Annotated in this window: 17 protein-coding genes; 2 read left to right on the forward strand and 15 right to left on the reverse strand. The window is 47.2% G+C overall.

Going from position 1 to position 12,703, the window contains the following annotated elements; all coding sequences use genetic code 11:
* The first annotated feature begins 290 nt into the window (after positions 1–290).
* On the forward strand, positions 291–737 hold the full coding sequence (locus ACFVVF_RS03965; protein WP_387805575.1) for an effector binding domain-containing protein: 447 nt from the start codon (positions 291–293) through the stop codon (positions 735–737).
* A gap of 56 nt (positions 738–793) precedes the next feature.
* Here the strand turns inward: ACFVVF_RS03965 and ACFVVF_RS03970 are convergent, their stop codons facing one another.
* From ACFVVF_RS03970 to ACFVVF_RS04035, 14 genes are all read right to left on the reverse strand, one after another.
* Entirely contained in the window at positions 794–2,767 is a 1,974-nt protein-coding gene (locus ACFVVF_RS03970) for an ATP-dependent DNA helicase (protein ID WP_387805576.1), read from the reverse strand.
* An 82-nt stretch (positions 2,768–2,849) separates the two neighbouring features.
* The gene (locus ACFVVF_RS03975) at positions 2,850–3,098 is read right to left on the reverse strand and encodes a cold-inducible protein YdjO-related protein (protein WP_387805578.1); all 249 of its coding nucleotides are present in this window, start codon (positions 3,096–3,098) and stop codon (positions 2,850–2,852) included.
* 57 nt (positions 3,099–3,155) lie between these two features.
* Positions 3,156–3,323 carry a hypothetical protein gene (locus ACFVVF_RS03980; protein ID WP_387805580.1) on the reverse strand — a complete coding sequence of 56 codons (168 nt, stop codon included), beginning with the start codon at positions 3,321–3,323 and terminating at the stop codon, positions 3,156–3,158.
* Entirely contained in the window at positions 3,324–3,890 is a 567-nt protein-coding gene (locus ACFVVF_RS03985; RefSeq protein ID WP_387805582.1) for a GNAT family N-acetyltransferase, read from the reverse strand.
* 14 nt (positions 3,891–3,904) lie between these two features.
* Positions 3,905–4,450 carry a GNAT family N-acetyltransferase gene (locus ACFVVF_RS03990; protein ID WP_387805584.1) on the reverse strand — a complete coding sequence of 182 codons (546 nt, stop codon included), beginning with the start codon at positions 4,448–4,450 and terminating at the stop codon, positions 3,905–3,907.
* Positions 4,451–4,474: 24 nt separating this feature from the next.
* Complete coding sequence (locus ACFVVF_RS03995; protein ID WP_387805586.1) at positions 4,475–5,143, reverse strand: glycoside hydrolase family 25 protein; 669 nt, start codon at positions 5,141–5,143, stop codon at positions 4,475–4,477.
* Between the two features lie 74 nt (positions 5,144–5,217).
* Positions 5,218–5,337 (reverse strand): VOC family protein, encoded by a 120-nt coding sequence (locus ACFVVF_RS04000; protein ID WP_387805588.1) that lies wholly within the window; start codon positions 5,335–5,337, stop codon positions 5,218–5,220.
* Positions 5,338–5,412: 75 nt separating this feature from the next.
* Positions 5,413–6,270 carry a GNAT family N-acetyltransferase gene (locus ACFVVF_RS04005; RefSeq protein WP_387805590.1) on the reverse strand — a complete coding sequence of 286 codons (858 nt, stop codon included), beginning with the start codon at positions 6,268–6,270 and terminating at the stop codon, positions 5,413–5,415.
* Positions 6,267–6,749 carry a RidA family protein gene (locus tag ACFVVF_RS04010; protein ID WP_387805592.1) on the reverse strand — a complete coding sequence of 161 codons (483 nt, stop codon included), beginning with the start codon at positions 6,747–6,749 and terminating at the stop codon, positions 6,267–6,269. The genes ACFVVF_RS04005 and ACFVVF_RS04010 overlap by 4 nt, the downstream gene beginning before the upstream one ends.
* A gap of 16 nt (positions 6,750–6,765) precedes the next feature.
* Complete coding sequence (locus ACFVVF_RS04015) at positions 6,766–7,470, reverse strand: class I SAM-dependent methyltransferase (RefSeq protein ID WP_387805594.1); 705 nt, start codon at positions 7,468–7,470, stop codon at positions 6,766–6,768.
* On the reverse strand, positions 7,424–8,200 hold the full coding sequence (locus ACFVVF_RS04020; RefSeq protein ID WP_387805596.1) for a ferritin-like domain-containing protein: 777 nt from the start codon (positions 8,198–8,200) through the stop codon (positions 7,424–7,426). The genes ACFVVF_RS04015 and ACFVVF_RS04020 overlap by 47 nt, the downstream gene beginning before the upstream one ends.
* Before the next feature lie 60 nt (positions 8,201–8,260).
* Positions 8,261–8,920, reverse strand: coding sequence for an HAD family hydrolase (locus ACFVVF_RS04025; RefSeq protein ID WP_387805598.1), 660 nt, complete (start codon positions 8,918–8,920; stop codon positions 8,261–8,263).
* A 48-nt stretch (positions 8,921–8,968) separates the two neighbouring features.
* The gene (locus ACFVVF_RS04030; RefSeq protein ID WP_387805600.1) at positions 8,969–10,210 is read right to left on the reverse strand and encodes a hypothetical protein; all 1,242 of its coding nucleotides are present in this window, start codon (positions 10,208–10,210) and stop codon (positions 8,969–8,971) included.
* 19 nt (positions 10,211–10,229) lie between these two features.
* Positions 10,230–10,688, reverse strand: coding sequence for an NUDIX hydrolase (locus tag ACFVVF_RS04035; protein ID WP_387805602.1), 459 nt, complete (start codon positions 10,686–10,688; stop codon positions 10,230–10,232).
* A gap of 245 nt (positions 10,689–10,933) precedes the next feature.
* Between ACFVVF_RS04035 and ACFVVF_RS04040 the strand changes: the two genes are divergently transcribed.
* Positions 10,934–11,320, forward strand: a complete 387-nt coding sequence (locus ACFVVF_RS04040; protein WP_387805603.1) for a hypothetical protein — start codon at positions 10,934–10,936, stop codon at positions 11,318–11,320.
* A gap of 634 nt (positions 11,321–11,954) precedes the next feature.
* On the opposite strand, the gene sleB is transcribed toward ACFVVF_RS04040, so the two are convergent.
* The gene (gene sleB / locus ACFVVF_RS04045; protein WP_387805605.1) at positions 11,955–12,617 is read right to left on the reverse strand and encodes a spore cortex-lytic enzyme; all 663 of its coding nucleotides are present in this window, start codon (positions 12,615–12,617) and stop codon (positions 11,955–11,957) included.
* Positions 12,618–12,703 lie beyond the last annotated feature (86 nt).

The following is a 12,703-nucleotide window of genomic DNA, read 5'->3' on the forward strand; positions in this document are numbered from 1 at the left end:
CTACTGGTTTGCTTTTATAAAAACTAATACATTTCAACAGCCGAGATCCTACTATCGCTTGCAAGATTCGTTTCATACTGTCCAAATGATGCTGTTCTTCTCGCATGCACCAGCCAATTCAACAAAACTATCGTTTGTTGACGCAATCCACGAAATCAGGAACAACTATTGGCGTCGCTAGCGATTCGTCCACTCCATCCTTTTTTATAAATAATTTACAATAATAATCAAATAGACTAGTATATTGGTTGTGGAAATTTCAAACAAAATATAAGGAAGTGATTTATGTCATGTTTGAATGTGAACTCATTATAAGAGATGTCCGTCATTTTGCCGGATTCAGCTTCTCCGGCCCTTTCCCGCATTCATTTCCTGCTGAAGCTGTGAAAGTTCAACAAAAACTGGGAAGCAGAAAGTCAGAATTTTCTTCGGACATCAATACTAACGTCGTTTTTAGTCCGTACTATGTGTGTGACAATCTGGCTACCTATTTTGCCTGTTATGAAGTGCCTGAAGGCAGTGTAATTCCAGAAGGGATGGTGAGCTTTAAGCTGCCGGGTCATACTTATGTAAAAGTAACTTGCACCAACAAAACAATCCATGACGGATACGGTCATGTCTTTGACTGGATTCAAAAAAATGGCCATAAACAGCTAAACGGTGCGTGTTCCATTGAAACTTTTTATATTGAAGAAGCAGATGAAGAGAAAGTCGAGCTATTCATTCCTGTCGAATAAATAACCATCCAAAGTCAATAAACATCGCTCATACCCTCCAAAAAAAGAAGCTCGCATTATGCGAGCTTCGTCGTTTCTATATTTAACCCCGTTAAAGATTGTAACTCCACGCCTGTCGGCAAAACCCGAACTACTTGCTTTCTAACCTCGTCATTATTCAGCTCATCACCGAAAATAACGATACGCCCGCTGTCGTCCGAAGTCCGGATGAGCCGGCCAATGCCTTGCCGCAGCCTTAACAGCATATACGGCATGTCCACCGTCTCGAAAGGCTTGTCGGAATCGGCGCGGCGCGCCTCGAATACCGGATCCTTCGGAGGGAACGGCAGCGACCATACGATCACTTGCGACAGTGAAGGGCCGGGAATATCAAGCCCCTCCCACAGCGTTACCGCGCAAAGCACGCTTTCTTCCTCCTGCTGGAACTGTGCGATCAAGTGGCTGATTTCCGCCGATCCTTCATACAGGAATCGATATTTATCGCCTACTGGCTGTCCTTCCATTGCTGTACGGAATTGCCCCAATTCCTCCATCGAAGGGAACAGAAGCAATGTTCTTCCTCCCGATTGTTCGATCAGCTTGCAAGCTTGGCTAAGCTTCGCAGCGTCCGACATCGTTTCACCCTGCTCCGGCGCAAAAATTTGCATCCGGTTCTCGTAATCATAAGGAGAAGCTACGGTGAATTGCAGCGCCTCCTGGATGCCGAGGCTTGCTTTCATATAATCGAAAGAACCGTCGACAGAAAGCGTAGCAGAGGAGAAGACGATCGGCATTTTACGGGAAAATACCTGCTCCTTCAGCACTTCCTTCACCCACTTCGGCATGATGACCAAGGAGATGCCTTCCTTGTCCTCCGACACCCAGCTGATCGGCTTCTCTTCCCTCTTGTACAGATTGAGTGCGAACTGGATCATCTCCAAATGCTCCTCGACGATTTTGAGCTGATACTCGTCGATCGTAAACAAGCCGCTTTCAAAGACGAGCTCCTCTTCAATGGAATCAATGATCGATTGTAGCCGGTTTACTTCTCGGGTCAGCGACTCGTTCCATTGAATTTCCTTGCGGTTCGAAGCCTGCACGCTCACGCTATGCTTGCCCAGCATCCGGAACAGATGCTCGCTTTGTGAAATTGCTTCTTCGATGGCGACAGCCAGCGATTCGCGAATTTCGTCCTGCAGCAAACGGGTAATAATCGATTCGAACACGCTATGATTCAGCTTATACGTAAGCGCCTGCTGTGCCGCTGTCTCCAGCAAATGGCCTTCATCGAATACGACCGAGCTATGCTCCGGAAGAAGCGGCAGCTGCCCTTCACGCTTCCTAGCCTCATAAGTCCATACATGCTCCATGTAGAAATCATGCGAACAAATAATGATATCGGCCGATTTCCGGTAATGGTCACGCGATAACGTTTGCCCGCAGCGGTGGCGGCGGTCGCAGACGAGGCAATCCTGGAAGACGTCCCAGCCGATTTTGCCCCATTGCTCATCATTCAGCTCCGGGTAATCCGTCCGGTTTCCGTAAGGGTGGAACACCTGCATCGTTTCCGGCTTATGGACAAAGCTCGGCAATTCCCGGAAGATATCGTCATAGATTTCGTCCTCGAATGCGCCTCTGGCGTCATCGAGCTTGTTCAAGCACAAATATTGATCGGCCGACTTGCCCAGGCGGGCGTCGACAACCAGGTCCAAATGACGCGCCAGCTTGGCAATATCGCCTTCCGGCTTCACCAGCTGCTCGATCAGCGATTCGTCCGCGCAAGCAATAACGGCAGGCTTTCTTGTATACCGGGCATAGGTGATGGCATAAAGCAAATAAGCAAGCGTTTTGCCCGTACCGACACCGGCCTCGGCAAAAATCGTCTGCTTTTCCGCATAGGAACGCTCCAGCTGGAACGCCATGAAAATCTGCTCGTCCCTCACTTCAAAGCCCGCTTCAGGCAGCTTCTCATAAAACACATCAGCGATCCAATCGCTTGCTTGCTGAATGAAAGGCTCCTTTGGGTCGAACGAAAACGGATATTGATTCACGATTCTGTATCCCCCATTAGTTGCAAACGACCGCATGCAAGCATGCAGCCGTTTCACCAGATCCCCTATTTACTTTACAATGTTAAAAATCCGACTTTGGCTTGCGCGGCTGTCTTTTCGGTTTGTTCTGCACAGCAGGCAAATGCTTCATGCTTCTTGCCATCGGCCCTTTGCAGATCGGACAGCTTTGCTCCGACGATGCAAATTCATCGCGTACCCACGCTTTGCACTCCGGGTTTTTACATTTCAAAATTTTCGTTGGCAATAATTTCGGTTTCGTTATGTCTTCGCTTGTAGCCAAATGTTGTCGCATCCCTTTCATTAACCGCATAAAAAACAAATCCCGATAAATATATCATTTTCCTACGGACTAAGTCAAAGGTCTTATCTATGAATCTTGCTGCCGCGCCGCTTCCTCTTCCCGCAGCCGTCTTAGCCGGTCCCGTTCCATCGCTTCCTTGACGTGGTCAGGCCTATCCGCTTTTGGCAATTTGCTGTTAATACGCAATAAAATTACGATAATAATGACAAGAAGGACAGCAATAACAGTTTCCATTTATACATCTCCTTCTCCATTCTTTGCTGTATATTCCCTTTTTAACAACGAGAATATGACAGCATCGACAAATTGTCCTTTTTCCAAATAATAATCTCTGAGCAATCCCTCTTCCGCCAGGCCGGCCTTCTCCAGCAAACGTCTAGAATCGTCATTAGCGGGGTCAATCATCGCTTCAATCCGGTTCAGCCCCATAATCTCAAAGCCGTATGGCAAAATCGCCGCAATCGCTTCCGACATATACCCTTTCCGCCAATGTGAAGGTGACAGCTCATAGCCGATTTCGGATTTGAAATGTTCTTTCTGCCAGCTATGATAGCCCATGGTGCCAACCATCTCGGAGGTATCCTTCAACGTAATCCCCCAGCGTATGCCCAGTCCAAGCTCATAGCTGCTGTTCCATGTCTCGATCAAGGCAACCGCCTGGCTCTGTTCTGTAAAGCTCTCAAGATCATAATACCGGGTAACCTCGGCTAGTGAAAAATAACGAAATAGAGCATCGGCATCATCCAGCGTCAATTGGCGAAGCAGCAGACGGTCAGTTTCTAGTATAGGAAAAAAGGTCAAGCTTGCACCTCGCCTTATGTAAATGAATTTGCTTGCACTTCATTGCTTTTCGCTATCTCTTTCTCATACAGATTCGCACGCCATCCGTTGGACCAATGTCTCGTGGCGACTTGAACATATCCGTTGCTTTGATAATAGCTATTCAAGGCCGTATTGTCGGCCATGCAATCCAGACGGGCCATTTTTTTACCCCGCGCTTCAATCTCCCGTTCAGCCCAAGCCAGCAAATACCGGCCGACTCCGGCGTTGGTATGTGTCCGGCTCACCGCAAACCGGTGAATATAGCCCGCATCCTCGCTGTTCAGTTCTTCCCATACACTAGGATCAGTCCAGCAGATAAGCAAAGTGCCAACTGCTTCCCCGTCAATGCTGGCGATAAAAATGTCCGCGCCGCTGTCCATCCATTCCTTGATTTGTCCGATATTGAAATATTCCGGCTTCCATTGCTCGATTCCTTTTGCCAGCAGCCATCTGGCTGCAGTCTGCCAGAGTGATAAAATCGTCTCGCCGTCGGAAAGAACGGCTGGCCGAACTTCAATCGGATTGTTGCTCTCTGTCATGACGATCACCTTCTGTATGAATTATTATTTTCTATAGGCCGCATCGAATTGCTCCAGACTTCCATTATAAACATTCAGATCGACATAAGCATCAATTCCGTCAGTCCGGCCCCGGTTGCTATATTGCCAAAACTCCCATTGCCGGCCCTTCTTTAAGTTCGGATGCTTGACGATATCTCTAATCCAAATCCGATAGTCTTCGAAGCTTCCAGCAATATACGTCTTGTACGTAGCATAGGTCACATACAACATCGGACGCTGGCCGTAATGGCGCTCCAGCCTGCTGCTTAAATCGGTCAACTCCTGCCGGATACGGGAGACATCCTTATCCAGCGCAATTTCGATATCAATGACCGGAGGGAGCATGTTAGCATCATTGGGAACTGTTGCGATAAAATGATCCGCCTGCTGCACACCCGTGCTTTGCGTCGTGAAAAAATGATAGGCGCCGATCAAGAGACCACTCGCTTTCGCTTCCGTCCAGTTATCCTTATAATAAGGATCGATCCAATCCCGGCCTTCCGTAGCCTTGATGTAGACGAACTGGAACCTTCCCGTACCTTGCAGCTTTGGCCAGTCGATATCGCCTTGATATCTCGCAACGTCAATCCCCTTCACCTCATATCGCGACGCAAAGAGACTGTTATGCCAAATATAGCCTTTAAATTCTAAAAAAACCGCAATAATCATCATACTGAGGATTATTGCGGCTGCTGTTATTCGCTTTCGATGCTTCATGGCCTCTCCTTATCATATCGATGGCTCGATTATTTATATTGAATTAGGCCAATGCCATTGCCAACCGGATCGACCAGAACCGATGAATAAAAGGATGCCGTCTTGTCCGGGTCCTGACTGCTCAAATCAAATAATACGACTCTGCCCACGTTACCCGCCTCCATTAGTGGTATATTTATCCATAATAGCGCACATTTGTTCGCTAGTAAAGACGGGCTTAGCAATTATTTTTGCTCTGTCCAGGCAGAGCGGATGTATCCGATCCGCATCCCGCTTCTTTCCATGTTCCGATGGCTCTGGGATAAATACGCGCATTGGCTGACCACGAGCTTGCAGTCATTCGCTCTCGCGATCTCGAATCGTTTGTCAATTAACTGCCGCTGCAAGCCAAGATTGCGATACTCGGGCAGCGTTGCAGCAAATGTCAGCGAAGCGATTCCATCCTTCATGTACATGACGGCCGTCGCGGCCGGAATACCGTTCACCCGTGCCAGCAAAAACACCCAGCCTGGGCGATTATACAGCACCCTGTTGTTGCTGGCTACCGGTTGAATACCTGCATCTGGCAGCCCTGTTGCCCGGCAATGGATCGTTGCGTATGTATCAAACTCATCCGCCTGCAGTTCTTCCACGACGACTTTTATATTGTCTGTACCGCTATTGCTATTGCTATTGCTACCTTCTATCTCATTGTCAGTGAACAGATATTCATTCAATCCCATATACATCGTGACGTGAAAGGAAGAAGCGTACAGACCTTGTCCTGACAGTGCTCCGAGAGCAGCCCCATCCACAAGCGAGGGAAGCACTTCAATTTGCGGCTGGCGGTCACGTGACTTGAAAAAAGCGACGATGTCGGCTATATGAGCTGCATCGGCAGATCGGAATCCTTTGACCGTATTAAAGGCCGGCCATGGCATCGTCCTGCTATAGAAGCAGACGGCACCGCCAAACTCGGCGATCTCAATACCCTCGGGATTGCCTTCCCGCTCTTGGATCGCCAGCATGCGGTCAACCATGTAATGAATTTCCGCCTTTTCCATGTCGGAGGTCAGCTCTTGGGCTGGCAGCAGCATGCTCATTGCTCCACTCCGTTCCCGTCGTTGTCCATTTCCACTTCAAAGATAGAATCGACAATGATCGGCAAATTGTCTCTTACCGATACGGCACCTAGCACCGATCTTGCATGCTTGCCTTTTTCTCCGAAAACGTCTATCAGCAAATCGGAATAACCGTTCAGCACCTTATGATGCTCCTCATAGTCTGCAGTCGCGTTGACGAAGCCTTGGATTTTTACCGCTCGCTTCACTTTATCCAAAGACCCTAATGCGTTTTTGAGCACTGCCAGTACCTCGATACCGGCAAGTCTCGCAAATTGATATCCCTGCTCCGTCGTGTAGTCAAGCCCCAGCTTCCCTCTTGGATGGCCAGAAGGCCCTTTGCCAGAAACGAATAACAGTCCGTTTAAATAGACGTAATTCACGTATTTAGCGGCCGGATCACTTGCATCTGGTAAAACAATGTTTAATTGCTGCAATCTATTTTCGATGGACATCGTCATTCTCCCCTTTTTTGTTTTAGCCGATTTTCCGTACTGCCCAGGTCAGTAAATTGCCTTTGAAAATAATGCTCTTCCCGTCTTTCGTTTCATTTACCCTTCTCTCACTCCACTGTCTATCAATCAATTCCCAGCCGGCATAAAGCTGCTCCAACAGCTCGTAGGCATGACTCGTACTCACATTCAATTCAATTAGTCCGTCATGGATTACGCCCGACTCTGTCTCGATTTCTTCAACACTCGTGCTCATTTGAATGCAATGAATACCACTGGGCTTCGTCCCCTCCTGCATACGGAGAACCATACTTGCAAATGCAGCTTCCGAGCTAAGATGCTCCAGGCAGCAGCAGGCAACGATATAATCGTAGCAATTCCCTTCAATAGGGAAAAATTCTGCATCCTGCACAAACGGTACAATCGTATCGGTTACTCCATAATGCTCTGCATTGGCAATTAAACGTTCCACTGCCATTGGCAGCAATTCCACACAGGTTACTTGTCCACCGCTGGCCTGTATCTGTTCGGCTATGGGAATGCTGTTTCTCCCAACTCCGCAGCCAAGATCCAGCACCTGAACGGCTTCATGCTCGAATCGCTTCAGCAGCTCCATTACGATCGGGACGGGACGAGACATCCAATTACCCGGTTCGAACAGCTGGGTTACCGCATAAAATTGCTCATGATAAGCCATTTCTTTCTGACGGGCTTGCAGAAATCGGTTCATAATCGAAGGAGCTCCCCTCACCAGCGATGATGGCATTGGATAATGCGAATTCTTTTCGGCATTCCCGATAGAAGCTTCCCAAGCGGTATCCGCCTGCTTTGAACACCGAGCGGTGCTGCCTCCAGACGACGGCCAGCGTCCCTTCCAGCAGAAACCGGTGCACCCCTCTGTAGCAGCTGTTGATGAACGGATTGCGCTTGTAAGAAAGCTTATGTAACGTCTCCGACTGGAACTGGACATGCTTGTCTTCATCCAACAATATTTGGTCGCAGAGCTGAATGAGCATGGTAGAGCTTGTACTGTCGCGCAGCGCTTTATAGTAAATTTTCGCAATAATCTCTGCTGTAATGAGAACGATAATGGATTGTTCCAGCCCGGCGAACTTCCTCAGCTTGCGAAAAACGCCATCAACCCAGTGCTCGCGAATGATCGGAATTTGCTGCAGCCGCATAAACTTAGCCAAATCTCTCGCATGGCGCTGCTCCTCCCGAATAAATTCAACGATAGCCCCGAAGTAGGCCTCGTCCTTCGTTTTATCGATGTAAGCCTTCGCATTGCTGATCAGATGCTTGCCTTCCGAGTTCTCGCCCAGTTGAAACTGCTGAATCGATCTCGTAATCGCTTTTCGCTCACTGGCGGTAAGACGATACTCGTCTCCCCAGTCGATCCGCTGCAAATGATCCTGATTGTACAGAAAATACGCCCGCCATTTCGCAAATTGAACTTCCATTATCGCATTCTCCTTAAAGCATGGTTGATGATCCCGATATTTATAGGCCATTACTTCACCTTAGATCAATTCCAGCAATTCGCAAAGCTTATCGATCTCATGCAGCGGCTTCGCCTGCAAGTCTTCCCTCCATGGCTGATTGACCTTCAACCAGACGGTATGCATGCCAGACTTCGCTGCTCCTTCCACATCATTGACCGGATGATCCCCAATAAACAGACATTCATCGGCCTGCACCTGCAAGCGATTCAGCGCCATTTGAAAAATCGTCGGGTCCGGCTTTTTACACCCGGCTTCCTCGGATACAAGAATGAGATCGAATGCATCACGGATCGCTACTTGGTCGATTTTGCCGTATTGAATCATCGTTCGACCATTTGTAATTAACCCCGTTAAATATTTGGAACGAGCATGCTGAAGCACCTCTAGCGCTTGCTCCATCAGTACTGCGCATTTGACATATTCCTCACTGTAGAAAGACAATAGCTCTGCTTTAGTCGGCTTTGTTGATGACCAAGGCAGTTCTTCCAGCAGCTCGGCAAACAGTTCGTTTTTGTTTTTATAGCCGTCTTCATCCAGTTCGATAATCCGATTGCGGATAAACTGTGTATTTTCCAAGTGGCTGAAGTAGGTTCGAACCAATGAATCCGTAAAGCTTCCAAAGGTTATCGTCCGGTCCAGCAATGTGTTGTCCAAATCGAAAATGACTGCTTTTATCATGTGGTTACCCCCTGAACATATATTTAACTAGATTAAATATTAGATAGATTAAACAATCTCCCAAGTCTGATTTTTCTTGCACAGCTTTCTCCGTACGGATGACGTTGCAATATGATCGAAATGATTAATTAAATAATCCATACCATCGGTTACTTGAAAAGAAAGCTCTGTATACAACGGGATCTCAAATCCGTCTGCCGTCAGCTTCAAGCGTTCAAAGTCAAATGCGACTCCATTATTTGCGTAATGAAGCAGAGCTTCAGCGATAGTTAATGGCATTAATACTCGGGCTATCGAATCGATATGACTTTCAAACAGCTGCTGAATGACAGCAAGATAATCAGCTGTGTTTTTCATATAAACCCGGCTGTACCAGTCATCGTCGTGACTTATATAGGCGTAACGGTTGCGAATAGTAGGGCTAAACGGACTGTTCATCGGCTTTAAGCAGTGCCCCAAATACAGAAGCTCCGCCTTTTCCCGATCTGTCAGTTTATCTAAATCGTCTAGCTCCTCAACATCTATCCATACGAAGTCACCGAACATGTTGGGATCAATCTGTTTCTTTTCCTCACCGGCCAGATAATATAGTCGAAGTGATGAATGATATTCAGCGTCCGCTACTTCCTCAAACGGATTCAATATGAGCAGATTAGGGATTGCACCAACACCAGCGAGAAAATCTTGAAAGCTGATACCCGTGGATATCACCGAGTCTCCCTCTGTGTACAGGTACACAAGGGTTCGCCGCTTTTTAAGCGGAGCCTCTGCTTGTATATCCAGTGGTGCTGTCCCCATCTCCTGATCGACCGACCGCAATAGATTCTTCTCGTTTAGGCCATTTTGAACAAATTGAAACAGAGTTCCGTTCAGTCGCTGCGCCCGATCCACAATTTGGCCGAGATGATAGCTGAAATGCTCAATAAGATGATAGAGGCTGAACATGTCCATATAATCGATATCTGCATCATAGACAGCCTGCTTCCAAGCGGTAAAAGCAGCATCCACTTTGGAGAGAAGAACTGAAGGCTCGAGCTCTTCATTCGGGAAATAGCGTTCAATTCCACCATGAAATTGGATATCTGGATCAAGTATCCGAGCTTTATTCCGCTCCACATGCTCCAGCAGATGAAGTACAATACCGCCAATGCTGTTTGAATGTTCAGACTCTTTGCTCCATAATTGTTCACGATTTAGTGAAGCAATGCTAATTTGAAGCTTAGGCAAGTAATGTTTAGCCATTCGATACTTGGATATTACGACAAATCGCCATTGCGATTCACTATCCATTCGCATTCCCCTATCCGATTTACTTTTGCTTTAATAAAGCTGGACCTAGCTGCAGAAGCTTCTCCCGGATAAAAGGGTTAAGTTGCTCAGGCAACTGATTCAGCGAGAAAAATGCAGCATCCAATATTTCAATGCCGTCTGGAAGAAGCTCGCCTTCGTACTCCGTACACAGATAAGCAATGACGACGTTATAGTATTCATGTCCGTTCTTTAGTCGGGTGTACAGCGCTTCCCCCGAATAAACGCCAACCAGCCGAAGCTGCTTTAGCGTAATTTGCAATTCTTCTTTCAATTCGCGCCGCAGGCACTCCTCGGTGGATTCTCCTAATTCCATCAAGCCGCCGGGAATGCCCCATGTATGATCATTATGTTGAACCAGCAAAATTTGACCTCTTTGATTGACAATAGCAGCGCTCGGCCGAACCAGTATAAGCGGCTGATTGCCGACCAACGCCCGAAGTTCTTCGATATACCCCATTGAACAACCCCCTGTCTATACACTAATTGTAAATTATAAAATAGGAATAAAAAGAGAAAGTTATCGCCTATTAATTTCGCATTTTACGCGGCAAAGCTCGGTAGCGTGCATAATGTGCAGCGAAATGCGACAGAAATATCTTCCAATTCCTATATTTCTTTCATTGTACCAACATTCCAATCTGATAGGAATAAAAACAACCGGGATCGCTGCGCGTTTTGGTTCTGGCTGCCGTACTTAATTCCATGTCTCTCATCACCTGCATGATGGATAATGGATTGAATCTGCGCAAAGTCAGCCAGAACTCAAATCGCTCCGCTCACCCTACACTCCTCAACAGCGTACAACCGCGGTCGCTGCGCGTTTTGGTTCTGGCTGCCGTACTTGATTCCATGATCCTCATCGCCTTCACGATGAATAATGGATTGAATCTGCGCAATGTCAGCCAGAACTCAAATCGCTTCGCTCACCCTACACTTCTCAACATCGTACAACCGGGATCGCTGCGCGTTTTGGTTCTGGCTGCCGTACTTAATTCCATGACTCTCATCACCTGCACGATGGATAATGGATTGAATCTGCGCAAAGTCAGCCAGAACTCAAATCGCTCCGCTCACCCTGCTCAACAGTGAACATATGAGACGCTGCCCGTACAATAATGTATGAGTAACCCAAATTCCCAGTGATTGTAGCTGGACAACATCAAATGTTTGACAACCGTCTGGTAACTGAGCAACAACACTTGCTGCAAATGGCATCACGCTATGAGGAATCAAAATGTAAAAGTGCAGGTTGTAAGCCGCTTTTTCGACGATTTATCGCATCAAAATGTAAATGTGCATTTTGATTGGACTAAAAAGCCCCGAAAAAGCGAAATTGGGCGATTTCAAATGTACTTTTGCATTTTGAAGGCTGTTTTGGGTCATTTTGGGCCAATCAGCCTGCACTTTTGCATTTTGTTTCGATATATTCGATAGTTTGGATAATACATAGAAGACTGGCATTGAATTTGTGTAGAGTTGAGTAAGGTTTGGCAAAGTAAGTTTCTCATCTGACAAACTGCCACATAGAGGAGATTTTTATAGTAGAGAGAACCTGCCCGCATTCAGGTTGCTGCGTAGTCCTCATTCGTTACAACTCCCACCATGTGCATACTAGCCCCTAGACAGCAAAAGGAGCCGTCTTGTCAGACGGCTCCAGATCTTCCTGCCTTAAAATTCATGCAAGGCAGTATCCTTTTATTTTCCGATATCCATTTCAGTTCTATTATTTCGCGAAGATATGATTGCCGATCGTCACGATCTGCTGGCGGGACCAAATCCATTTGGATGTAGCTGTTTTTGGATTAAAGTAGTACAGCGCGCCTTTAGATGGATCGTCGCCGCGAAGCGCGTCTATGGCCGCACAGTAAGACTGCGAATCCGGCTGCAGGTAATATTGACCGTCATCGACTGCTGTGAACGCGCCAGACTGCTCAATGACGCCTTCTATCGTATCCGGGAAGCCTGGCGCTTGCAATCGGTTCAGTACAACCGCAGCAACGGCTACCTGTCCTTTATAGGATTCCCCGCGCGCTTCCGCGTAGATGATGCGGGCAAGCAAATTCAGCTCGCGTTCATTGGCCGAAACCTTCTTCAAGCTGTTCCATGTGTCTTCGCCGGCAATTCCGTCCTTCTTCAAGCCATAATCGGCTTGGAAGCGGCGAACGGCATCCTCGGTCAGCTTGCCATAAAATTCGGTTACGGCATCATTGGTGAAGTAGCCCAGCGTTTTCAGTCTGAACTGCAAGTCAGGCACGTCTACGCCGCTATCGCCGTAACGCAGCGTCGCAGGAGCTGCCGCCTGTACAGCCTGCAGAGGAACTGCAATAGCAATAATAAATGCAAATATATATATGATACTTTTACGCATTATGCGATTATTTATCATTTTTAATTTTCCTCCTCATAATTTTAATAATTCATATCATGAATTAATGGAATTTTAATGGATTCGGCTAACATTTTAAGAGTTTA

The organism is Paenibacillus sp. NPDC058174 (assembly GCF_042883865.1).
In the GTDB taxonomy this organism is placed as follows: domain Bacteria; phylum Bacillota; class Bacilli; order Paenibacillales; family Paenibacillaceae; genus Pristimantibacillus.